General features: G+C 71.3%; 22 protein-coding genes. 6 read left to right on the top strand and 16 right to left on the bottom strand.

Annotated features, from left to right (window positions below; all coding sequences use genetic code 11):
- Positions 1–8: 8 nt before the first annotated feature.
- A complete protein-coding gene (locus OHS18_RS46020; protein WP_328458302.1) occupies positions 9–1577 on the bottom strand; it encodes a deoxyguanosinetriphosphate triphosphohydrolase family protein in 1569 nt (522 codons plus the stop codon).
- A 102-nt stretch (positions 1578–1679) separates the two neighbouring features.
- Here OHS18_RS46020 and OHS18_RS46015 point away from each other — a divergent pair, with 102 nt between their 5' ends.
- Positions 1680–2054, top strand: a complete 375-nt coding sequence (locus OHS18_RS46015; RefSeq protein WP_328615036.1) for a PASTA domain-containing protein — start codon at positions 1680–1682, stop codon at positions 2052–2054.
- A gap of 142 nt (positions 2055–2196) precedes the next feature.
- On the opposite strand, the gene OHS18_RS46010 is transcribed toward OHS18_RS46015, so the two are convergent.
- Together OHS18_RS46010 and OHS18_RS46005 are read right to left on the bottom strand one after the other, a co-directional pair.
- Positions 2197–2832 carry an SRPBCC family protein gene (locus OHS18_RS46010; RefSeq protein ID WP_328615035.1) on the bottom strand — a complete coding sequence of 212 codons (636 nt, stop codon included), beginning with the start codon at positions 2830–2832 and terminating at the stop codon, positions 2197–2199.
- A complete protein-coding gene (locus tag OHS18_RS46005) occupies positions 2829–3182 on the bottom strand; it encodes an ArsR/SmtB family transcription factor (RefSeq protein ID WP_328458307.1) in 354 nt (117 codons plus the stop codon). The genes OHS18_RS46010 and OHS18_RS46005 overlap by 4 nt, the downstream gene beginning before the upstream one ends.
- A 137-nt stretch (positions 3183–3319) precedes the next feature.
- Between OHS18_RS46005 and OHS18_RS46000 the strand changes: the two genes are divergently transcribed.
- Entirely contained in the window at positions 3320–4981 is a 1662-nt protein-coding gene (locus OHS18_RS46000) for a GGDEF domain-containing protein (RefSeq protein ID WP_328615034.1), read from the top strand.
- Positions 4982–5226: 245 nt separating this feature from the next.
- On the opposite strand, the gene OHS18_RS45995 is transcribed toward OHS18_RS46000, so the two are convergent.
- Genes OHS18_RS45995 through OHS18_RS45980 form a run of 4 tightly spaced genes read right to left on the bottom strand, consistent with a single transcriptional unit; the run spans position 5227 to position 8847 of the window.
- A complete protein-coding gene (locus tag OHS18_RS45995; RefSeq protein WP_328615033.1) occupies positions 5227–6387 on the bottom strand; it encodes a sulfotransferase family protein in 1161 nt (386 codons plus the stop codon).
- Between the two features lie 8 nt (positions 6388–6395).
- On the bottom strand, positions 6396–7178 hold the full coding sequence (locus tag OHS18_RS45990; RefSeq protein ID WP_326951485.1) for an SDR family oxidoreductase: 783 nt from the start codon (positions 7176–7178) through the stop codon (positions 6396–6398).
- A 2-nt stretch (positions 7179–7180) separates the two neighbouring features.
- Complete coding sequence (locus OHS18_RS45985) at positions 7181–8371, bottom strand: hypothetical protein (RefSeq protein WP_328615032.1); 1191 nt, start codon at positions 8369–8371, stop codon at positions 7181–7183.
- On the bottom strand, positions 8368–8847 hold the full coding sequence (locus tag OHS18_RS45980) for a nuclear transport factor 2 family protein (protein WP_328615031.1): 480 nt from the start codon (positions 8845–8847) through the stop codon (positions 8368–8370). The genes OHS18_RS45985 and OHS18_RS45980 overlap by 4 nt, the downstream gene beginning before the upstream one ends.
- A gap of 39 nt (positions 8848–8886) precedes the next feature.
- Between OHS18_RS45980 and cysD the strand changes: the two genes are divergently transcribed.
- Complete coding sequence (cysD, locus tag OHS18_RS45975; protein WP_328615030.1) at positions 8887–9819, top strand: sulfate adenylyltransferase subunit CysD; 933 nt, start codon at positions 8887–8889, stop codon at positions 9817–9819.
- Positions 9819–11696, top strand: coding sequence for an adenylyl-sulfate kinase (cysC, locus tag OHS18_RS45970; RefSeq protein WP_328615029.1), 1878 nt, complete (start codon positions 9819–9821; stop codon positions 11694–11696). Before cysD ends, cysC begins: the two co-directional genes overlap by 1 nt.
- A 37-nt stretch (positions 11697–11733) precedes the next feature.
- Here the strand turns inward: cysC and OHS18_RS45965 are convergent, their stop codons facing one another.
- The 3 genes from OHS18_RS45965 to OHS18_RS45955 all read right to left on the bottom strand — a co-directional run bounded on the left by OHS18_RS45965 (position 11734) and on the right by OHS18_RS45955 (position 14268).
- Complete coding sequence (locus tag OHS18_RS45965; protein ID WP_328615028.1) at positions 11734–12387, bottom strand: response regulator transcription factor; 654 nt, start codon at positions 12385–12387, stop codon at positions 11734–11736.
- Positions 12384–13601 carry a sensor histidine kinase gene (locus OHS18_RS45960; protein ID WP_328615027.1) on the bottom strand — a complete coding sequence of 406 codons (1218 nt, stop codon included), beginning with the start codon at positions 13599–13601 and terminating at the stop codon, positions 12384–12386. Before OHS18_RS45960 ends, OHS18_RS45965 begins: the two co-directional genes overlap by 4 nt.
- 124 nt (positions 13602–13725) lie before the next feature.
- A complete protein-coding gene (locus tag OHS18_RS45955) occupies positions 13726–14268 on the bottom strand; it encodes a snapalysin family zinc-dependent metalloprotease (RefSeq protein WP_328615026.1) in 543 nt (180 codons plus the stop codon).
- A 184-nt stretch (positions 14269–14452) separates the two neighbouring features.
- Here OHS18_RS45955 and OHS18_RS45950 point away from each other — a divergent pair, with 184 nt between their 5' ends.
- Complete coding sequence (locus OHS18_RS45950) at positions 14453–16396, top strand: ABC1 kinase family protein (RefSeq protein ID WP_328615025.1); 1944 nt, start codon at positions 14453–14455, stop codon at positions 16394–16396.
- Here the strand turns inward: OHS18_RS45950 and lepB are convergent.
- Entirely contained in the window at positions 16320–17102 is a 783-nt protein-coding gene (lepB, locus tag OHS18_RS45945; RefSeq protein ID WP_328615024.1) for a signal peptidase I, read from the bottom strand. The two genes, OHS18_RS45950 and lepB, sit on opposite strands and share 77 nt — an antisense overlap.
- Positions 17103–17131: 29 nt before the next feature.
- Positions 17132–17464 (bottom strand): YnfA family protein, encoded by a 333-nt coding sequence (locus tag OHS18_RS45940; protein WP_328458334.1) that lies wholly within the window; start codon positions 17462–17464, stop codon positions 17132–17134.
- 18 nt (positions 17465–17482) lie between these two features.
- On the opposite strand from OHS18_RS45940, the gene OHS18_RS45935 reads away from it, so the two are divergent.
- Entirely contained in the window at positions 17483–18262 is a 780-nt protein-coding gene (locus OHS18_RS45935; RefSeq protein ID WP_328615023.1) for a DUF4184 family protein, read from the top strand.
- Positions 18263–18295: 33 nt separating this feature from the next.
- On the opposite strand, the gene OHS18_RS45930 is transcribed toward OHS18_RS45935, so the two are convergent.
- The 4 genes from OHS18_RS45930 to sufC are packed head-to-tail and all read right to left on the bottom strand — an operon-like array spanning position 18296 to position 21244.
- Positions 18296–18691: a metal-sulfur cluster assembly factor gene (locus OHS18_RS45930; RefSeq protein WP_328458338.1), complete on the bottom strand. Its 396-nt coding sequence runs from the start codon at positions 18689–18691 to the stop codon at positions 18296–18298.
- The gene (sufU, locus tag OHS18_RS45925; protein ID WP_328458340.1) at positions 18688–19137 is read right to left on the bottom strand and encodes a Fe-S cluster assembly sulfur transfer protein SufU; all 450 of its coding nucleotides are present in this window, start codon (positions 19135–19137) and stop codon (positions 18688–18690) included. Before sufU ends, OHS18_RS45930 begins: the two co-directional genes overlap by 4 nt.
- Positions 19134–20423: a cysteine desulfurase gene (locus tag OHS18_RS45920; RefSeq protein WP_328615022.1), complete on the bottom strand. Its 1290-nt coding sequence runs from the start codon at positions 20421–20423 to the stop codon at positions 19134–19136. The genes sufU and OHS18_RS45920 overlap by 4 nt, the downstream gene beginning before the upstream one ends.
- 50 nt (positions 20424–20473) lie before the next feature.
- Entirely contained in the window at positions 20474–21244 is a 771-nt protein-coding gene (gene sufC / locus OHS18_RS45915; protein WP_247049213.1) for a Fe-S cluster assembly ATPase SufC, read from the bottom strand.
- Positions 21245–21277 lie beyond the last annotated feature (33 nt).

Raw genomic sequence — 21277 nt, 5'->3', positions numbered from 1 at the left:
GCCGCCCGTCACAGGACGAACGAATCCGACCACGGCTGCGCCGACCGCCCGGACAAAGCGTCCAAAAGGGTCACCGCCTGCTTGTCCGTCAACGACGCCACGAAGTCCACCACTGCTCGCCCCCTCGCCAGGTTGCGCACCGCGTCCGTACCGGACACCGGCTCCCCCGTCGCGCCGACCAGCAGTTCCGGCGCCGTGCGGGCCAGGTCCGAGTACTCGGCGCGGGCCAGCTCGACCAGGTCGTGCAGCCGGCGCGGGAGGCGGGAGACCTCGTCGCGGTCCAGCAGCCACGCGTCGAGCGCGTCGACCAGGCTCGCGACCACGCCGGCCTGGCCGCGCTGGTGCAGCGCGAGGTCCGGGCGCAGCAGCACGAATCGGCGGTGCACGAACTTCAGCACCTGGACCTCGTGCCACTGGGCCGTCGCCAGCGTCACGTGGCCTGCTCGGGTGGACGGCGACGCGACCACGAACACGCCGTCGACCAGGCGGGCGGTCCAATTGGCGGAGAACGCCGCCGTCGCCTGTTCGGCCTCGATCGAGCCGTCGAAGGCGCCGGCCAGCAGCCCGTCGACGAGTTCCGCGCGCACCCGCGCGACCGCCGCGGCGAAGGCGTCGTCGTCGACGATCCACGCGTCCTTGGCGTGCATGCGGCGGCGCAGGCGTTCCAGGGACCGGCCCGGGCGGCGCAGTTCCGCGTACAGCGTCTCGTCGTCGAGCCCGGCCAGCTCCTCGGCGTGCAGGAGCCACTCCCCCAGCTCCGCGGCGACCGGCGCGTGCTGCAGGACGCCGATGCGGTGGAAGTCCTGCAGGTCGTGGATGGCGTAGGCGATGTCGTCGGCGGTGTCCATCACGGACGCCTCGACGGTCTGCTGCCAGCTCTCGACCCGCCCGGCGAAGGCCGCGCGCGCCTGCTCGAAGTCGTCGAGCTCGGTGGCGTAGGCGGAGAACTTGGCCGCGCCGGTGCCCGGGTGGTCGTCCGGCTCGGCGGCGCCGCGCGGCGGGACGGCCATCTCCGACGGGTGCGGCGCGGGGTGGTGCAGTCGCAGCCACGGGTACTTGAGGACCGCGGCGCGCACGGCGGTGGTGAGGTCCAGCCCGATCGCCGACGGCCCGCGGACGTCGGTCGTGGTGATGATGCGGAACGACTGCGCGTTGCCTTCGAAGCCGTCGGCGAGGCCGAAGCGGTGCCGCGCGATGCGGTCGAGGGTCTGCTCGCCGAGGTGCCCGAACGGCGGGTGCCCGAGGTCGTGCGCGAGCGCGGCGGCCTCGGCGACGTCCGGGTCGCAGCCGCCCAGCTTCGCGGCCAGATCGGCTTCGGGCCCGGTGGTGATCCGCTCGGCGATGGCGCGCGCGACCTGCGCGACCTTCAGGCTGTGGGTGAGCCGGTTGTGCAGCAGCCCGGCCCCGCCGGCGCTGACCACCTGCGTCACGCCGCCGAGCCGCGCGAAGAACGGCGACGCGGCGATCCGGTCGCGGTCGATCCGGAACGGGCTGCTCGCCAGGTCGGTGAACCCGCCGGCGTTGGCCACCGGGTCCCGTCGAGCCGCGCGGGGGTCCGTTTCGGTGCCGTGATCCATGCGCCCGACCTTATCCGGCGCCCCCGGAATCACCCGATCGATGGGCAACACCGCGTGTTCACGGACCGACTGACGGGGGTATCCACCCACCGAGGAGCTGCCATGATCAGTCCGATTCGCGTCACCGCCGCCGCCGTCGCCGTGGTGCTGGGCGCCGGGATCGCCGCCTGTGGCGCCGGCCCCACGAGTGGCCCCGGGGCGAGCACCACCTCCACGTCCACTGCCGCCGCGCCCGCCACCACCCGCGCCGCGTCGATCAAGGTCCCGGACGTCTCCGGCATGAACCACCAGGACGCCCAGAACGCGATGCAGAAGGCCGGCCTCTACAACCTGCGCGAGGTCGACGGCACCGGCCAGGGCCGCGCGCTGCTGGTCGACCGCAACTGGGTCCAGACCGGCCAGGACCCGGCGCCGGGCACCGAAGTCCAGCCCGACGCGGTGATCACCCTGACCGCGGTCAAGACCACCGAACGCTGACCGTGTCGTCCATCCGCGTACGCGTGTCGTCCGGCTGAGTACGCGTGTCGTCCATCCGGGCTCGTTCCGGCACGTACCGGAACGGCGAACACGCGTACCCGGGCGGACGACACGCGTACCTGGGCGGACGACACGGCGTCGGTCAGGCCTCCGGCGGGGTCGTGTACGCCGCCAGGGTGCGGTCGGCCGCCGCACGCGCGTTGACCGGGTCCGCGCCCGCCGCGACGTCGGCTTCGTACCAGGCCTCGCTCGACGCCGTCATGAACTCGACGCCCGACGGCGACATCATCCAGGCCATCGCCGCTTCCGGGTCGACGGCCGTGCCGGGCTCGGCCAGGTGCAGGACCAGGCCGACCAGCATCCCGTCCCAGCCGACGCCGACCGCGCCCGGGCCGAACTCGTCCCAGCGGTCGTCGACGTGCGCGACGTGCTCCAGCTCGAACCGGGTGCCCGTGCCCTCCGGCGTCAGCCGCACCTCGATCCAGCTGACGGTGTCGCCGAACTCCCACGTCGCGGCGAAGCTGTGCGGCGGCTCGCAGCGCTCGACCGTGCCGCCCGCGTTGCCCTCCAGCTGGTAGTGGCCGCCGAGCTTCAGCTCGCCGGTGACCGGCAGGAACCAGCGCGGGATGCGCTCGGCGTTCGTGCAGGCGTCCCACAGGTCGTCGACGTCGGTGTCGTAGACCTGGCTGATGGTCAGGACGCGGGCGTCCTTCGCGTCGATCACCCGGTCGCCGAGCGTCCGGCGGACGGCGCTGATCTGGTGGCTGGAGTCGATCACGGAGAGTCTCCTTCTGGTTCGGCGAGGCGCCGGGCGCGCTTGCCGCGGGCGATTTCGGTGGCCAGCGCGTCGAGGTGCGGGGTCCAGTACCGGCGGAACCGGTCGAGCCAGACGTCGACGTCGCGCAGGGGTTCGTGCCCGACCGCGTACAGCCGGCGCGTCCCTTCCTGGCGGACGAGCGCGAAGCCGTTGTCCCGCAGCACTTTCAGGTGCTGGGACACCGCGGGCTGCGAGATGCCGAACTCGGCCCGGATCACCTCGGTCACCGCGCCGGCGGCCCGTTCGCCGTCGGCCAGCAGCTCGAGGATGCGGCGGCGGACCGGGTCGCCGAGGACGTCGAACGCGTGCACCCGGCCAAATTACAAGCAGCCACTTATATAAGTCAAGCGTGATCCAGTAACCCGATGTGAGTAACCCGGGTGCCGCTGCGATGAACATCAGTCGACATGGGTTTCGTTTCGGCGCGCGACCGGCGAGCATCGAGGACGTGAAGTCGCCACGCGCGGTCCGCTTCGCTTTCCAGCCGCTGTACAGCCTCCTCACGGGAGGCGTCGTGGCTCACGAAGCGCTGGCCAGGCCGGGCCACGGGACCGTCGCGGAGTTGCTGACGCAGGCCCGTCGCGACGGCCGGCTCGCCGAGGTGGACCTCGGCCTCGCGATCGCCGCCGTCCGGCAGGACGAGACGTCGCTCCCGCTGCACCTCAACCTCTCCGCCCGCACCCTCGGCGCGCCACCGGCGATGTTCGACGACCTCCTGGCCGAACTCGGCGACGCCGGGCGTCGCACCCGTGACGTCGTCCTCGAGATCGGCCCGCCGTTCTCGCCGCTGCCGGCCGAGCGCGCGCTGAGCGGCATGCGGGCGCTCACCGACCTCGGCTTCCGGCTCGCGCTCGACGGCCTCGGCCGCGGCGACCTGCCGCTGAGCCTGCTGATCGACGCGCCGGTCGACCTGGTCAAGCTGGACCGCACGGTGCTGCGCGGGCTGCCGGACGACCCGGCGTCGGTCGCCGTCGCCGAGGCGGTGCTGCACTACACCACCCGCACCGGCACCCGCCTGGTCGCGACCGGCCTGGAGACCGACGCCCAGCTCGACGCGGTCCGCGGGCTCGGCATCCGGATCGCCCAGGGCAACCTGCTGGCCCCGCCGACCGCCGCCGGCCCCGCACCGGCGCTGCTCTCCCGCGCGCCCGCCGTCGCCGCCCCGGGCCCGGCCCAGTGCGTCGGCGACTTCCTGCGGCCGGCCACGACGCTGCCGGAAACCGCGACGTGCGACGAGGTCCGCGAGGTGCTCGCGGCCGCGGACGCGCCGTCGGGCGTCATCGGCGTCGACGAGCTGAACCGGCCCCGCTGGTCGGTCGACCGGACACGGTTCCTGGTCGCCGTCACCGGGCCGTACGGCCACGCGCTGCACGCGAAGCGCCCGGCCGCGCGGCTGGCCGACAGCCCGCACACGATCGAAGCGCGCGCCGGGGCGATGGAGTTCCTCGAACTGGTCACCGACGCCGACTGGGGCCGCACCGGCGACGACGTCGTCGTGGTCGACGACGTCGGCCGCTGCCTCGGCGTCGTCCTGGTGACCGAGGTGGTCCGCGGCGTGGCCGAGGCGAAGGTCGAGGCCGCGGCGGCACTGAACCCGCTGACCCGGCTGCCGGGCAGCGACACGGTGGCCCGCGACGTCGCCCGCCGCATCACCATCGGCGAAGCGTTCGTGGCCGCGTGGCTGGACATCGACGCGTTCAAGACGGTCAACGACACGGCGGGTTTCGCCGCGGGCGACGACCTGATCCGCGAACTGGGCGCGGCGCTCACCGCACAGGCGGGCGGCCTCCGTCGAATGCGGGTCAGCCACGTCGGCGGCGACGACTTCCTGGTGGTCTGCGACGTCGACGAGATCGCCACGGTGGCGGGAGCACTGCTGGACCGCCACTGGTCGGCGGACGGCCTCCCGGTGACGGTCTCGCTGGCGACACTGGTCTGCGGAAGCGGCTCGATCCGGTCGTACCAGGAGGTTTCCCGACTGCTGGCGCCGCTGAAGAAGCGCGCGAAGTCGGTGCCCGGGTCAAGCTGGGTGCTGAGCCGCCCGGGCGCGGAGCGCGTGGAAGTGCTGCGCGGCATCGGGACCCGAGGCCTGCAGGCCGCCGCCGGTTAGGAGTCTGCCGCGGCTCGTCGTGAGTGGTAATGCGGGTTAGAACCCTCATTACCACTCACGACCCTCGCACCGCGCAGAAGTCGCACGGCACCGCGAACACGACGGCGAGAGTTATCAGCCGCCAAGCGCGGACCAGGTCGAAATGCTGCGCGGCATCGGGACCCGAGGCCTGCAGGCCGCCGCCGGTTAGGAGCCTGCCGCAGCTCGTCGTGAGTGTTTAGGGCGGTTCTAACCGCCCTAAACACTCACGAGCCGTAGGTACGCGAGTAATCCTCGAAACGCTCGTCGACCTCTTCCGCCGTCAGGCCGAAGTCCGCCAGGCTGTACTGGTGCACCGGCTTCGCCGCGCCCGTGCGGCTCGCCTCGTGCACCGACGTCATCGCGGAACGCGCCGAAGGAGTCAGCGGCAGTCCGAAGTGGTCGTACACAGTGGACACCGTCCCGATCGGGTCCGCGACGAAGTCCTCATACGCCACGTCGTAGAACTGAGCCGCGTCGTACCGAGACCGCGCCGCGTGGAACTCGTCCGCGCCGCGGGCCCACAGATCCAGCTGCGAACGGCCGATCACCTCGCCGCGGAACTTCGACGACCAGCCGTCCGCGGCCTTCTCGGCCAGGCTGCACATCGAGCCCATGATCGTGCGCGGCGCCCGGTGGGTCTGGATCACCAGCGCGTCCGGGTACGCCGCCATCAGGGCGTCCAGCGCGAACAGGTGACTCGGGTTCTTGAGCACCCACCGCTTATCGGCGTCCGGCAGCCCGATCAGCTGCAGGTTGCGGCGGTGCCGGGCGTAGGCGTCCGTCCAGTCCTGCTTCGCCAGCCAGCGCGAGTAACGCGGCAGGTGCGCGAGGCACTCGAACGACACCGACCGCATCGACTGCCGCAGCAGCTGCCAGCACTCCTCCACCTGATCGGCGGACATGTGGTGCACCCCCATGAACTCCGGGTGCTCGACGTGGTGACGCTCGTAGCCGGCCTGGATCCCCTGGAACACCGGGTTCTCCGCCCACGTCGCGCGCGGCGGCCGCGGCTGCGGGACCTCGGCGAGCCACACCTCGAGACCCTGGTGCGCGGGGTCCTCGACGAGCAGCCGGTGCAACGCCGTCGTGCCGGTGCGGGGCAGGCCGGTGACGAAGATCGGCCGCTCCACTGGGACGTCCACGTAAGCCGGGTGCTGCTTCCAGCCCACCTCGCTGAGCAATCGAGCCACCAAAGCGCCGCGCAGCATCGCGCGGTGCATCTTGTTCCCGAACGGCGTCAGGTCCTCGTCGGCCTCGAACGACTCCAGCAGCACACGCAGGCCCTCGACGTACTCGTCGCCGCCGAAGTCGTCGAGCCCGGTGAGCTTCGACGCCGAGGCGTGCAGGTCGTCGAACGCGCCCAGGTCGGCCCGGCCGGGGAGCATGGATCCTCCTAGTGGTGGTACTCGCCGCCGTTGACGTCGAGGCACTGCCCGGTGATCGCGCGCGCCATCGGCGAGGCGAGGAAGACAACGGCGTCAGCGATCTCGTCGGGTTCCGGCAGCTTGCGCAGGTCGATCGTCGACGCCGTCTCGGCGTAGACCTCCTCCGACGTGATGCCGCGTTCCTTGGCCAGGTAGTTGAAGTACCACTTGAGGTTCGGCGCCCAGATGTACCCGGGCGCGACCGTGTTGACGCGGATGCCGTCCGGCCCGAGCTCGCTCGCGAGGCTCTGCGACAGCGACAGCAGCGACGACTTCGCCATCTTGTACGCGCCGAACGTCCGCCGCGAGTGCCGCAGCACGGCCGAGTTGATCATCACCAGCGAGCCCTTGCTCTCCTTGAGCGCGGGCAGGAACAGCCGGGTCAGCCGCAGCACGGAGATCGCCGCGGTCTCGAAACCCGCGCGGACGGCGTCGAAGTCCACAGTGGCCAGATCGGTCAGCGGCGGGACGGCGAAGGCGTTGTGCACCACCGCGTCCACCCGGCCGAACGCCTCGACGGCCTCGCTCACCAGGTTCGCCGCGGAGTCGGCGTCGTCGATGTCGGTCCGGATCGCGACGGCGCGGCGTCCGAGGTCGGTGACCTCCTTCGCGACTTCGGTGAGCCGCGACTCGGTGCGCGCGGCGAGCACGACGTCCGCGCCGGCCATGGCACTGCGCACGGCGATCGACCGGCCGAGCCCCGGGCCGATCCCCGAGACGACGACCACCTTGTCCCGCAACAACTCCGACATGCTCACCCCAACATCCTGGCGGCGACGGCGTCCTGCCGGGCCGCGATCCTCGCCGCCCACTCCTCGGGCGTCACCCGCGCTTCCGTGTGGAACGGCAGCCGGTCGGGCAGGTCGTCGACCTTGACGACCTCGACGACCGGGCCGTCGGCCGGACCGAGGTCCCGCGCGATCCGCTGCCAGCGGATCTGGACGTACCCGCGGTCGTGCCCGGTACGCTCCAGCCAGTTCGCCAGGCCGGGGTCGCGTTCGCTGATGACGAACCGGATCTTGCCGTCCGGGTCGACCCGCGCCTGGTCGGCGGTGAGGCTCGTCTGGTGGTTGATGTAGTCGAGCGAGACGTACCAGAGGCTGCCGAGCTGGATGCCCTGGTACGGCGCGTCGGCGCAGCGGGGCACGGTGACGATCATCGCCTCTTCGTCGCCCAGCTCGTAGTGCCCGGCCGAGGAGAACTGCGTGGTCAGCCCGCCCGGCGTCGAACGCGGCTCGGTCATGGTGTTCACCGGCAGGTCGTCGTAGAACCACTTCGGGAAGGCCAGGAACGTCTTGAGCCGGCTCAGCAGGATCTTGCCGGTGACGCCGTAGCGCTTGGCCAGCGCCGGCCGGTCCAGCACCGGCGGCGCCTGCCCGGCGGTGTCGACGCACTGGATGCGGATCTCGCCACGACGTTCGGTCGCCCAGTCGCTGTGGACCTCGCGCACGACGAGCATCGACGAACCGGCACCGAGGGTGAAGTAGTTCGGCCCGGGGTTCTCGCGCGCCGGGCCGAACCGCAGCTCGAACCGGCCGTCTTCGCCGATTTCGATGGCCCGGTCGTCGAACGCGGCGAGGCTGTCGGGCACCACGACCGGCGAATAGTCGCCGTTGAGGATCTGGAAGCTCAGGTCGGCGGTGGTCCCCCGGACGCCGGTGACCAGGTACTCACGGTCGTCGCGGATGTTCGCGTTGAAGTAGAGCGTGTCCGGGTTGTCCAGCCCCATCTTCGTGTACGGGCCGGTGGACGCCGTGAAGTACGGGAAGTCGCGCTGGTAGGCCCAGGCCATCTGCAGCGACGCGCGGATGCTGCCGGCGAGGTAGTCGTACCCCTCCAGGAGGTCCTGCTCGGTCTTCACGTGCGGCGCGCTCGCGAGCAGGTTTTCGGCCTCGACGATCGCCTCAGCGAACGGCCGCGTCAGCGAGAACTCGTTCTCGATCATGCGGGCACGGCCCAGCGGTTGGCGAGCAGCCGGAAGCCCGCGTCGCCCTCCCAGGAGGTCATCGACTCGTACGTCCGCGTGTAGCCGATGTGCGTCATCCGCCAGGCGCCGTCGGTGTCACGGCGGTAGGTGTCCTCGTAGAACGCGGCGCCGTCGATGATCACTTTGTGGTCGGGCACGATCACCTTGTCGGTGAAGGACCACCGCCCGGTCGCGGTGTCGCCGTCGACGTCGATCTCGGGCTGACCTGCGTGGTGCACGGTGATGATGCCGTTGCCGAGGCTCTTGGTGAGGAACTCGAGGATGGCGTCACGGCCGGCGAGCCGATGCCCTTCCCGGCCCGTGGCGCGGGTCCCGTAGTCGGCCGTGGCGTCGACGGTGAAGGTGTCGGCCACCTCGTCCCACAGCTTCAGGTCGACGCCGCGCAGGTAGCGGTACTTCAGCCGGCGGATCTCTTCGAGTACGACCAGGTCCATCGTCACAGGGTCCCGCACCGCTTGACCGATGACAAGAACATGTTCTACTTTTTTCGGGTGTCCGTGACCTCGTACGAGCTGTCGCACCTGGCCGCGCTCGAAGCGGAGGCCGTGCACGTCTTCCGCGAAGTCGCGGCGACCTTCGAGCACCCCGTCCTGCTCTTTTCCGGCGGCAAGGACTCGGTGGTGATGCTGCACGCCGCCGCGAAGGCGTTCTGGCCGGCGCCGCTGCCGTTCCCGGTGCTGCACGTCGACACCGGCCACAACTTCGACGAGGTGCTGCGGTTCCGCGACGAGACCGTCGCCTCCCTCGGCCTGCGGCTGCACGTCGCGAGTGTCCAGGACGACCTCGACGCCGGGCGCGTCGTCGAGGAGACCGGCCCGCGGGCCAGCCGCAACCGCCTGCAGACGGCCACGCTGCTGCGCGCGATCCGCGAAGGCGGCTTCGACGCCGTGTTCGGCGGCGCCCGCCGCGACGAGGAGAAGGCCCGGGCCAAGGAGCGGGTGTTCAGCTTCCGCGACGAGCACGGCCAGTGGGACCCGCGGGCGCAGCGGCCCGAGCTGTGGAACCTCTACAACGGGCGGCACCGGCGCGGCGAGCACATCCGCGTCTTCCCGCTGTCGAACTGGACCGAGCTGGACATCTGGCAGTACATCCGCGACGAGCGGATCGCGCTGCCGCCGTTGTACTACGCGCATCGGCGCGAGGTCGTCCAGCGCGACGGCATGTTGCTCGCGGCGACGCGTTTCCTGTCGCTTGTGGACGGTGAGGCACCGTACGAGGCGACCGTGCGCTTCCGGACGGTCGGCGACGCGACGTGCACCGGCTGCGTCGAATCGTCGGCGGCGACCCCGTCCGAAGTGGTCGCCGAGGTGGCCGCGACGCGGATCACCGAGCGCGGCGCGACCCGCGCGGACGATAGGATTTCCGAGGCAGGCATGGAAGATCGCAAGCGGGAAGGCTACTTCTGATGGCTTTGGGGGGTCCAGGGGGGCTTGTCCCCCGGCCGGGGGCTGGGGCTAGGCCCCAGAAAATACAGCAGCTGCTGCGGATCGCCACGGCGGGCAGCGTCGACGACGGCAAGTCCACGCTGATCGGCCGGCTGCTGTTCGACTCGAAGGCGATCTTCACCGACCAGCTCGCCGCCCTCGAACGCACGAGCCGCGAGCGCGGCGAGGACTACCCGGACCTCGCGCTGCTCACCGACGGCCTGCGCGCCGAGCGCGAGCAGGGCATCACCATCGACGTCGCGCACCGCTACTTCGCCACGCCCAAGCGGAAGTTCATCATCGCGGACACGCCGGGGCACCTGCAGTACACCCGCAACATGGTGACCGGCGCGTCCACCGCCGACCTGGCGCTGGTCCTCGTCGACGCGCGCAAGGGCGTCCTCGAGCAGTCCCGGCGGCACGCGTTCCTCGCGTCCCTGCTCGGGATCGGGCACCTCGTGGTGTGCGTCAACAAGATGGACCTCGTCGGCTGGTCACAGGAGCGGTTCGACGAGATCCGCGAGGACTTCCGGCGGTTCGCGATGAAGCTCGACGTCGCCGACCTGACGTTCGTGCCGGTCTCGGCGCTGCACGGCGACAACGTCGTCCACCGCAGCGCGAGCATGCCTTGGTACGAAGGGACTTCGCTGCTGCACCAGCTGGAAGAGGTGCACGTCGCCTCCGACCGCAACCTGATCGACGCGCGGTTCCCGGTGCAGTACGTGATCCGGCGCTCGGACTTCCGCGGTTACGCGGGCACCATCGCCGGTGGCGTGTTCAAGCCGGGTGACGAAGTCGTGGCGCTGCCGTCCGGGTTCACCACCGAGGTGCGCGCGGTGTGGGGCCCGGGCGGAACGCCCCTCGACGAGGCGTTCACCGGGCAGGCCGTGACGGTCGAACTGGCCGACGACCTCGATCTCGGCCGCGGCGCGATGCTGTGCCGGCCCGGCAACCGCGCGGAGTCGGCCCGCGAGGTCGACGCGCTGGTCTGCTGGTTCTCCGAGCGGGCCGAGCTGACGCCGGGCGCGACCTACGTCGTCCGGCACACGACCACCGAGACGCGCGGGTCCGTGGAGCGGCTGGACTACCGCCTCGACGTCACCACCCTGCACCGCGACGAGACGGCGGAGTCGTTGGGGCTCAACGACATCGGCCGGATCCGGCTGCGCACCCGCGCGCCCTTGCTGTTCGACCCCTACCGCCGCAACCGGGCCACCGGCGGGTTCCTGCTGGTCGACGAGCACACCGGCGACACGGTCGCGGCCGGGATGATCACCGGTGCGGCGGCGTCCCCGGTCGTCTGGCACACCACGGCGGTGCGCCGCGAGGACCGGCCGACCCACGGCGCCACGGTGTGGCTGACCGGGCTGTCGGCGTCGGGCAAGTCGTCGGTGGCGGTGGAGCTGGAACGCCGGCTGGTCGCGGCGGGCCGTCCGGCTTACCTGCTGGACGGCGACAACCTGCGCCACGGGCTCAACGCGGGTCTCGGGTTCAGCCCGGCGGACCGCGCGGAGAACGTCCGGCGCGTCGCGGAGGTCGCCAAGCTGTTCGCGGACGCGGGTGTCGTCGCGATCGCGTCGCTGATCAGCCCGTACGAAGCCGACCGGCGGCTGGCGCGGGAGGCGCACGGCGACCTGCCGTTCGTCGAGGTCTTCGTCGACACGCCGCTGGAGATGTGCGAGGCGCGCGACCCGAAGGGGATGTACGCGAAGGCGCGCGCCGGGGAGATCACGGGGTTCACCGGCATCGACGCGCCGTACGAGCGACCTACGGCTCCCGACCTGGTGCTGCGTCCCGGCGACGGCGACCCGGCCACGATGGCGGCGGCGATCCAGGCGTTGCTCGACGACGTCGGCTGACCGCTGCCCGTCCGGGCATCACTTCCGGCGGCACGGGCTAGCCGGCGGGCGTGACGAACCCGGAGTCGTACGCCCGGACCACCGCCTGGGTCCGGTCCCGCGCCCCCAGTTTGGCCAGCACGTTGCCCACGTGGGTCTTCACCGTCTGGACACCCAGGTACAGCTCGGTCGCGATCTCCACATTGGACAGTCCGGCGGCCATCAGGCGCAGCACTTCGCGCTCCCGTTCGGTCAGCCCGGCACTCGCCAGCCCGTCGCCCGCCGGCGACGGCGAGTGCTGGGCGGCCAGCCGGCGGATCGCCGCCGGGAACAGCAGCGACTCGCCCGCCACCACGGTCCGGATCGCCGCGACGATCTCCTCCGGGCGGGCCCGCTTGAGCAGGAACCCGCTGGCGCCGGCGACGAGGGCGTCGTAGACGTAGTCGTCGTTCTCGAAGGTGGTCACCACGATCACCTTCGGCGGATCATCCACAGTGGACATCAGGTGCGCGGTGGCGCGGATCCCGTCCACCGCGGGCATCCGCACGTCCATCAGGACGACGTCGGGGCGCAGCCGGGCCACCAGCCCGGGCACCTCGGCGCCGTCGGCGGCCTCGCCCAGCACGGCGAGGCCGTCCTCAGTGTCGATGATGGCCTTCAGGCCGGCACGGATCAGCGGTTCGTCGTCGACCAGCAGCACCCCGACGTTCATCGCCCGCTCCCCCACGGCACCCGCACCACGACCTCCCACCGCTCGCCGGCCCGCCCGGCCGTCAGTTCACCGCCGAGCACCGCCGCCCGTTCGGCCATCCCGCGCAGCCCCCGGCGGCCCGCCCGCGGCGTCCCGCTGCCGAGCGGGTTGCCGACCCGGGCGACGAGGCCGTTCGCCGCGACGTCGACGTCCATCGTGACCGGGACCTTACCGGCGTGCCGCACGGCGTTGGTCAGGCATTCCTGCAGGATCCGGTAGACCTCGCGCGACACCACCGGCGGCACGGCGGCCAGGTCGCCACGGACGTCCGCGGTGACCTCGGTACCGGCCAGCCGCGTCGCCTCGAGAAGGTCCGGCAGGTCGGCCAGCGAGGGTTGGGGCGTGCGGCCCGCGGCTTCCTCACGCAGCAGGCCGAGCACGTGGTCGAGGTCGTCGAGCGCGGTGCGGGCGGAGTCCTCGATGGCGGTCAGCGCGCGTTCGGTGAACTCCGGATCGGCGCGCAGCGTCCGCCGGGCGGCGCCGGCCTGGATCGAGACGACGCTCAGCGCGTGCCCCACCGAGTCGTGCAGCTCCCGCGCCAGCCGGTTGCGCTCGGCGAGCTGCCCGGTCCGCCGTTCCAGCTGCGCGATCCGATCGGCGGCGGTCATCCCGAGCAGCCGTGCCGCGACCCGCCGCAGGACCCCGCCGATCACCCACACGGCGTAGATCAGCACCACCACGGCGATCGCGAAAGCGACCGGGATCCACACAGAGGCCCACCCCTTCGGGACGGTGACCTCAGCTTCGCCTTGGATCAGCTTGCCGGTGAACACGGCGCTGACGGACAGCCCGAAGGCGACGGGCGCGGCGAGGCTGACCAGGCTGACCCCGCACCCGACGAGCACGTGCAGCGCGAACATCACGGCAGCCCGGACGCGCCCCTGCCGAGTGCGCGGTTTCGCGGGCGCGCCGGGCGCCGGGTTGTCGAGCAGTTCGCGGACGGCGGTGGACTCGAGGACGTGCACGGCGGGCAGGAACGCCGTCCCGGCCACGACGAGCAACGTGACCAGCCCGCCGATCAGACTGGCCCGTTCCAGCGTCGCGGCGAAGGGCAGCAGCGACGGCACGGCGACGGAGGCGAACAGCAGGTAGGGCACGCTGATGGCCCCGCCGAGGACGAGGTACACCCAGCGGCGGTAGGTAGCCCTGCTCACCAGCGGCCGGAGTACACGCACGAGCCGATCTTCGCAGTTCGCGGGCTCGGATGCTTCCCTCTCGAGATGGAGGCAATTCCGTGAAGGCCACCATGAGGGACTCTGAGTCCCTCATGGTGGCCTTCACGGAATTGCGGGATCCCGGCTAGTAAGCGACCTGGCGGGTCTCCGCCGAGCGAGCCGCCGCGAAGCCGTTCGTCCAGAGGGACTGGACCTTCGCCGCCTCCGCCGCCGACGGCTTCGCGTTCTTGCACGCCGTGCCGGGGCCGTGGCCGGACATCAGCTCGGTGCACGGGCCGGTGTAGTGGTCCGGCAGGCCGAGGTTGTGGCCCAGCTCGTGCGCCGCGATGCGCGTCGGGTCGAAGCCCTCGGCGACCTGGCTGGTGTCGAGGTAGATGTCGCCGCGGCCGTGGCCGTTCGTGTTGGTGTACGAGCCGCCGCTGTGGATCTCGTGGAACACGACCGTCGCGCCGCTGCTGCGCTTGACCAGCTTGACGTCGGTGACCACGGCGTTCCAGTTGGCCGCGCCCTGGTCGATCTGGGCGAGGTAGTCGGGCGCGCCGGACGAGGTGTAGTACACCGTCGTGACCGCGGCGGGCGCGGCGGTGGCGGTGGTGAGCCCGGCGCCCAGGGGCACCGCGACCGCGGCGGCCAGCACCAGGACCCGGCCGAGCAGACGTCCGTTCATCGTGTCTCCCTTTGTCCGATTAGAGAACACTTCACCGTAGTTCGCGCGGTCAGGTTAGAAGTCCACCGCAACTCCGGACCACGGCCGAAAGTAGCTCCCTCGCGGGAGGGAGCCGGTTCCCGCCGCCGCGTGAGCCCGCCGGCCGGGCCGCCGTGGTCTGCTCGGCCACGGCGAAAGGGAACCGATGACCATCTTGCTGGGCCTGCTGACCCTCCCCGTGTACGTCCTGGTGCTGTGGCCGCTCGTCGCCGCGTCGCGCCGGGTGCTCGGCGTGCGCATCGGCGCGGTCCGCGCACTGTGCGGCGCGGGGTTCGGCTGGCTCGTCGCCGGCGGCGTCGCCCAGGCGTTCCCGAAGTCGTTGCCGAGCCACGGCGCCGCGTTCCTCGGGCTGTTGATCCCGTTGGCGGGCAGCGCTTTCCTCGCAACACTCGTCTTCCTCTTCCTCGCCGAGATGGCGTTCCCCGGCGGCCTCGGGCTGGGTCGCCTCCGCGCCGCGTACACCAGGGTTTCGCGCGCCCGCCGGTATTCGCAGATCAGCCGGATCGCGATCAAGCACGGCCTCGGCCGCTACCTCGCGGGCCGCCGTGAACCCGGCCTCGCGCCGGGACGGCAGGCCAAGCTCGCCCGCTCCCTGCGCCGCGCGCTCGAGGAAGGCGGCGTGACGTTCGTGAAGCTCGGCCAGCTCCTGTCGACCCGTTCGGATCTGCTGCCCCCGGTCTTCGTCGAGGAGCTCGGCAAGCTCCAGGACCAGGTCGCGCCCGCCCGCGCCGACGCCGTTTGGGCGGTGCTGGAGGCCGAACTCGGCGGCTCGCCCGACGACGTCTTCGCCGAGTTCGACCCGGAACCGCTTGCGGCGGCGTCGGTCGCGCAGGTCTACAAAGCACGGTTGCGCAGCGGCGAGGACGTCGTCGTGAAGGTCCAGCGGCCCGGCGTGCGGGAGCAGGCCGAACGCGACGTCGACATCGTCCGCCGCGTCGCGGCCGCCCTGGAGGAGCGGGCGGACTGGGCGCGCTCGCTGGGGGTCGCCGAACTCGCCGACGGGTTCGCCGCGGCCCTGGCCGAAGAGCTGGACTTCACCATCGAGGCCCGCAACATCGCCGCGGTGGCCGCCACTTCCGGCCCGGACGTCGCCCTGCCGACCGTCCACAAAGCACTGTCCACGGAGCGCGTGCTCGTCATGTCCCGGCTGAGCGGCAAGCCCCTGGAAACGGCGCCGGCGGGTGACCGCGAACGGCTCGCGCGATCCCTCCTGCGCTGCCTGCTCGACCAGGTGATGATCGGCGGGGTCTTCCACGCCGACCCGCACCCGGGCAACCTCATGCTGCTCGCCGACGGCCGCCTCGGCCTGCTCGACTTCGGCTCGGTCGGCCGCCTCGACGCCGGGCTGCGCGGCGGCCTGCAGAACCTCGTGCTGGCCCTGGATCGCGGCGACCCGGCGGCCCTGCGTGACGCGCTCCTCGAGATCGTCGACCGCACCGGCGACATCGACGAGCAGCGCCTCGAACGCGCCCTCGGCGCCCTGGTCGCCCGGCACTTCGGGCCCGGCCGCACGCCGGACCTCGACCTGTTCACCGCCCTGTTCCGGGTGGTCGCGGACTTCCGGCTGAGCGTCCCGCCGCCGGTGGCCGCGGTGTTCCGGGCGCTGGCCACGGTCGAGGGCACGCTGTCGGCGCTGTCGCCCGGCTTCGACGTCGTGGCCGAGTCCCGCGCGTTCGCCGTCGAGCAGGTCGGCGCCGGCCTCCGCCCGGGCTCGCTGGGCCGCACCGCGGTCACCGAGCTGACGGCGCTGCTCCCGGTCCTGCGCCGCATCCCCCGCCGCGTCGACCGGATCGGCGCCGCGCTGGAAGAGGGCCGGCTGTCGGTGAACGTCCGCCTGTTCTCCGACGAGCGCGACCGCGACGTCGTCACCGGCCTGGTCCACGAGGTCCTGCTGGCCTTCGTCGGCGCGGCAACGGGGTTGATGGCGGTGTTCCTGCTGACCGGCTCGACCGGCCCGCGGCTCCTGCCGGAGCTGACGCTGAACCAGGCCTTCGGTTACAACCTGCTGGTGATCAGTGCGTTGGTGGGGCTACGGCTGCTTTTCGTCGTCTTCCGGCGCTCCGGGCAGCGCTCACGATCACGCCGATGAGTCCGGCGAGGAACGCCGCGATGCCTCCGGCGATCCACCACCGCAACCCGGCCAAGGTGGAGTCGCCGAACGGCGCCCCCGGCAGGCCGGCGTCCGTGAACGCGGTCGTCGGAGTCAGCGATGCCGGGGTGCCCACCGTGCCGGTGGCGACCACGAACCCGCCGATCCCGGACACCCGGACGACACCGCGGAAGCGCGAGTCGAAGGCGTTGCCGCGGTTGTCCCCGGCGACGAAGACCGTGCCTTCGGGCACCCGGGTCGTGAAGGCGAAGGTCGCGGTGCCGTCCGAGGCGTACTCGCCCTTGCTGAGGTACGACTCCGTGACCGGCTTCCCGTTGACCGTCAAGTGTCCGTCGACGCAGCAGGCGACGGTGTCCCCGGCGATCCCGGCCACCCGGAAGACGGTGACACCGGGCTGGTCGGCCTGGGCGAACGCACCGCTGTCGAAGACGACCACGTCGCCGCGGTGGACCTCTTCACCGTCCAGCGCGCGGGCGACGATGCGATCGCCCGGGTTCAGCGCCGGGCTCATCGCCCCGCCGCTCGGAATCGTGAACTGGCGGTAGTCGGACACCATCCGGCCCACGCCGTACGCGCCGGCGCCCACGCCGAGCACGGCCACGGCGATCATCACCAGCAGGACGGGAGAAACGCGGCGACGCTTCGGCGGGGCGGGCGGCGCAGCGGGGAACGCGGGTTCGGTCACCAAGATCTATCGGGACACAGTGGACAGTGTTACCCCGCCCGCGGCGCGTACATGATCACCGCGACCCCCGCGAGGCACAGCAGTGCGCCGATGACGTCGTAGCGGTCCGGGCGATAGCCGTCCGCCACCATGCCCCAGGCCAGTGAGCCCGCCACGAACACCCCGCCGTACGCGGCGAGGATGCGGCCGAACTGGGCGTCCGGCTGGAGCGTCGCCACGAAGCCGTACACGCCCAGCGCGACGATGCCGCCGCCGATCCAGATCAGGCCTCGTTGCTCGCGGACGCCCTGCCAGATCAGCCAGGCGCCGCCGATTTCGAAGACGGCCGCCGCGAGGAACAGCAGGATCGACCGGAAGACCACACCGGGATACTAACTCCCGTGCCGTTCACGCTGAGTCACCCGGCCGCCGTGCTGCCGCTGGTGCGCGGCCCGCTGGTGCCGTCCGCGCTCGTCGCCGGTTCCGTCGCGCCGGACGTCTTCTGGTTCGTACCGCGGCTTCCCGGCGTCGGCCTCACCAAGACCCACGAGCTGACCTCGATCCTCTGGCTCGACCCGCTCCTCGCGCTGGTGATCCTCGCGCTCTTCCAGGTCGTCCTGAGACGACCGCTGCTGGCCTTGGCCCCGAAGTCCCTGGCCGAACGGCTCCCCCGCCACCCCTTCAGCTGGAAGCGGCCGGGCCGGATCGCCCTCTCGCTGGTTCTCGGTGCCGCGACGCACGTCGGCTGGGACGCCTTCACCCACGAGAACGACGGATTCGCCTTCCTGCGGACCCCACTGGTCACCGGGGTCGACGTCGGCCGGCTGATCCAGCTGGTCAGCACGATCGCCGGGGCCGCGATCCTCCTGTGGTGGCTGGTCCGCTGGTACCGCGGCGCCCCTGCCGAACCCGCCCCGCCGGCCATCCGGCGCCGCACAGCGGTCACCGCCTTCCTGGCCGCCGGAACGCTCACCGGCGTGCTCGCGGAAGTGCTGCCGTTCCTGGCCCACCACGACCCGATGACCCGCGCGGGCGTCGTCGGTAATGCGACGTACCTGCTGGTCACCGGCGCCGGCAGCGGGTTCCTCGCCGCTCTTGTCCTCTACGCGCTGACCTGGCACGCGCGGTATAGGTCGTTATACACAGCCGAAAGCCGTGAAGGCCACCTTGAGGGACTCTAGGTCCCTCAAGGTGGCCTTCACGGACAAAACGGGTCAGACGGTGAAGCCGAGGGCGCGCAACTGCTCGCGGCCGTCCTCGGTGATCTTCTCCGGGCCCCACGGCGGCATCCAGACCCAGTTGATCCGGAAGTCCTTGACGAGGCCGCCGGACGTCAGCGCGGCCGACGTCTGGTCCTCGATGACGTCGGTCAGCGGGCAGGCCGCCGACGTGAGCGTCATGTCGATCGTCGCGGTGTTGTCCGGCTCGACGCGGATGTCGTAGACGAGACCGAGGTCGACGACGTTGATGCCGAGCTCCGGGTCGACGACGTCGCGCATGGCCTCCTCGACGTCCTCGAGCTTCGCGAGCTCGATGTCCTGCGTCGCGGTGGTCTCGGCGTCGAGGTCGGCGGCGGTGCGTCCCTCACGGGTGGCGGTCTCTTCGGTCATGCTTTCTCAGCTCCACTGGTGGTCCGGGCGACGGCGTCCTTGAAGGCCATCCAGCCGAGGAGGGCGCACTTGACCCTGGCCGGGTACTTGGCGACGCCCGCGAAGGCGATGCCGTCCTCCAGCACTTCCTCGTCCGGTTCGACCTTTCCCTTGCCCTGCATCAGTTCGACGAAGGCGTCCATGGTGGTGAACGCTTCCTCGAGGGTGTGCCCCACGACCAGGTCCGTCATGACCGACGTCGAGGCCTGGCTGATCGAGCAGCCCTGGCCGTCGTAGGAGACGTCGGCGACCTTCCCGTCGTCGAGCTTGACCCGCAGCGTCACCTCGTCGCCGCAGGTCGGGTTGACCTGGAACGACTCGGCGTCGAACGGGTCCCGCAGGCCGCGGCCGTGCGGGCGCTTGTAGTGGTCCAGGATGATCTCCTGGTACATGCTTTCCAGGTTCACTGGGCAACCCCGAAGAACTTCTGGGCCTCGCGAACACCCGCTACCAGGGCGTCCACTTCGGACAGCGTGTTGTACAGGTAGAACGACGCCCGCACGGTCGCCTGCGCGCCGCACGCCCGGTGCAGCGGCCACGCGCAGTGGTGGCCGACGCGCACGGCGATGCCGAGGCTGTCGAGCACCTGGCCGGCGTCGTGCGGGTGCACGCCGTCGATCACGAACGACACGGTGGCGCCGCGGTCCTTCAGGTCGGTGGGCCCGACGATCCGGACGCCGGGGATGGCGCCGATGCCGTCGAGGGCGGCCGCGGCGAGCTCGTGCTCGTGCGCCGCGATCCGGTCCATGCCGATGGCCGAGAGGTAGTCGACGGCCGCGCCGAGGCCGATGGCCTGCGACGTCATCGGCACACCCGCCTCGAACCGCTGCGGCGGCGGCGCGAAGGTGGAGCCCTCCATGCGGACCATCTCGATCATCGACCCGCCGGTGAGGAACGGCGGCATCGCCGAGAGCAGCTCGGTGCGCCCGTAGAGCACGCCGATGCCGGACGGGCCGAGCATCTTGTGCCCGGAGAACACCGCGAAGTCGACACCCAGCGCGTGGAAGTCCACCCCGAAGTGCGGCACCGACTGGCAAGCGTCGAGCACCGTGAGCGCGCCGACGGCCTTGGCCTTCTCGACGAGCAGCGAGACCGGGTTGACCGTGCCGAGCACGTTCGACTGGTGCGCGAACGCGACCACCTTCGTGCGAGGCGTGATCAGTTCGTCCACATCGGACAGGTCGAGCCGGCCGGCCGCAGTCACCTTGAACCACTTCAGCGTGGCCCCGGTGCGCTGGCACAACTGCTGCCAGGGCACGAGGTTCGCGTGGTGCTCCATCTCGGTGATGACGATCTCGTCGCCCGGGCCGACCACGAAGCGCGAAGCTTCGGGGCCGGCCGTGGCGGCGTTGCTCATCGAGTACGCGACGAGGTTGATGCCCTCGGTCGCGTTCTTGGTGAACACCAGCTCCTCGGGGTCGGCGCCGACGAACTCCGCGACCTTCGCGCGGGCGGACTCGTAAGCGTCGGTGGCCTCTTCGGACAGCTGGTGCGCACCGCGGTGGACGGCGGAGTTCGACGTGAAGATGTAGTCGCGTTCCGCGTCGAAGACCGGCGTCGGGCGTTGCGACGTCGCCCCGGAGTCCAGGTACACCAAGGGTTTCCCGTCGCGGACAGTACGCGACAGGATCGGGAAGTCGGCCCGCAACGCGGCGACGTCCAAGGGAACAGAGCTAGCCGAGGTGGTGGTCATCGGGCCGGCTCCTCTCTTTCTTTCTCGGTGTAGTCCTGGGGTGGGGAACGTCAGAGCGCGGCCGGCTCGGGCTTGCCGGCGTACTTGACGTAGCCGTGCTCCTCCAGCTCGTCGGCCAGCTCCTTGCCGCCCGACTCGACGATCTGGCCGCCGGCGAAGACGTGCACGAAGTCCGGCGTGATGTGCCGCAGGATCCGGGTGTAGTGCGTGATCAGCATGACGCCGACCTCGCTCGAAGCCTTGTAGGCGTTGACGCCCTCGGAGACGACGCGCAGGGCGTCGACGTCGAGACCGGAGTCGGTCTCGTCGAGGATGGCGAACTTCGGCTTGAGCAGCGCCAGCTGCAGGATCTCGTGGCGCTTCTTCTCGCCGCCGGAGAAGCCCTCGTTGACCGAGCGCTCGGCGAACTCCTGCGAGATCTCGAGCTTGCCCATCTCCTCCTTGACCTCCTTGACCCACAGGCGAAGCTTGGGAGCCTCGCCGCGGACCGCGGTGGCCGCGGTGCGGAGGAAGTTGGACATCGAGACGCCGGGCACCTCGACCGGGTACTGCATGGCCAGGAACAGGCCGGCGCGGGCGCGCTCGTCGACGCTCATCTCGAGGACGTTCTCGCCGTCCAGCAGTACCTCGCCGGAGGTCACCTGGTACTTCGGGTGACCGGCGATCGCGTAGGACAGGGTGGACTTGCCGGAGCCGTTGGGGCCCATGATCGCGTGGGTCTCGCCTGACTTGATCGTCAGGTTCACACCCTTGAGGATCTCCTTGGCGCCTTCGTCGGTGTTGACCGAGGCGTGCAGGTCCTTGATTTCCAGGGTAGCCATTCTTCGTTTCCTAAAAGTCTGCGGTGGACGGCG

The sequence above is a fragment of the Amycolatopsis sp. NBC_00355 genome (genome assembly GCF_036104975.1).
GTDB lineage: Bacteria > Actinomycetota > Actinomycetes > Mycobacteriales > Pseudonocardiaceae > Amycolatopsis.
Note: the sequence above shows the minus strand (reverse complement) of the source record. Positions and strands in the feature narration are given on the sequence as shown.

Bases quoted from the DNA above. Each gene is read 5' to 3' on its own strand.
- OHS18_RS45955 (WP_328615026.1), bottom strand. From the start codon at position 14,268: ATGAACGGACGTCTGCTCGGCCGGGTCCTGGTGCTGGCCGCCGCGGTC.
- OHS18_RS45990 (WP_326951485.1), bottom strand. From the start codon at position 7,178: ATGTCGGAGTTGTTGCGGGACAAGGTGGTCGTCGTCTCGGGGATCGGC.
- cysC (WP_328615029.1), top strand. From the start codon at position 9,819: ATGGCTTTGGGGGGTCCAGGGGGGCTTGTCCCCCGGCCGGGGGCTGGG.
- sufC (WP_247049213.1), bottom strand. From the start codon at position 21,244: ATGGCTACCCTGGAAATCAAGGACCTGCACGCCTCGGTCAACACCGAC.
- OHS18_RS45965 (WP_328615028.1), bottom strand. From the start codon at position 12,387: ATGAACGTCGGGGTGCTGCTGGTCGACGACGAACCGCTGATCCGTGCC.
- OHS18_RS45920 (WP_328615022.1), bottom strand. From the start codon at position 20,423: ATGACCACCACCTCGGCTAGCTCTGTTCCCTTGGACGTCGCCGCGTTG.
- OHS18_RS46015 (WP_328615036.1), top strand. From the start codon at position 1,680: ATGATCAGTCCGATTCGCGTCACCGCCGCCGCCGTCGCCGTGGTGCTG.
- OHS18_RS45930 (WP_328458338.1), bottom strand. From the start codon at position 18,691: ATGACCGAAGAGACCGCCACCCGTGAGGGACGCACCGCCGCCGACCTC.
- OHS18_RS46020 (WP_328458302.1), bottom strand. From the start codon at position 1,577: ATGGATCACGGCACCGAAACGGACCCCCGCGCGGCTCGACGGGACCCG.
- OHS18_RS45985 (WP_328615032.1), bottom strand. From the start codon at position 8,371: ATGATCGAGAACGAGTTCTCGCTGACGCGGCCGTTCGCTGAGGCGATC.
- OHS18_RS45950 (WP_328615025.1), top strand. From the start codon at position 14,453: ATGACCATCTTGCTGGGCCTGCTGACCCTCCCCGTGTACGTCCTGGTG.
- OHS18_RS45995 (WP_328615033.1), bottom strand. From the start codon at position 6,387: ATGCTCCCCGGCCGGGCCGACCTGGGCGCGTTCGACGACCTGCACGCC.
- cysD (WP_328615030.1), top strand. From the start codon at position 8,887: ATGTTCTACTTTTTTCGGGTGTCCGTGACCTCGTACGAGCTGTCGCAC.
- OHS18_RS45980 (WP_328615031.1), bottom strand. From the start codon at position 8,847: ATGGACCTGGTCGTACTCGAAGAGATCCGCCGGCTGAAGTACCGCTAC.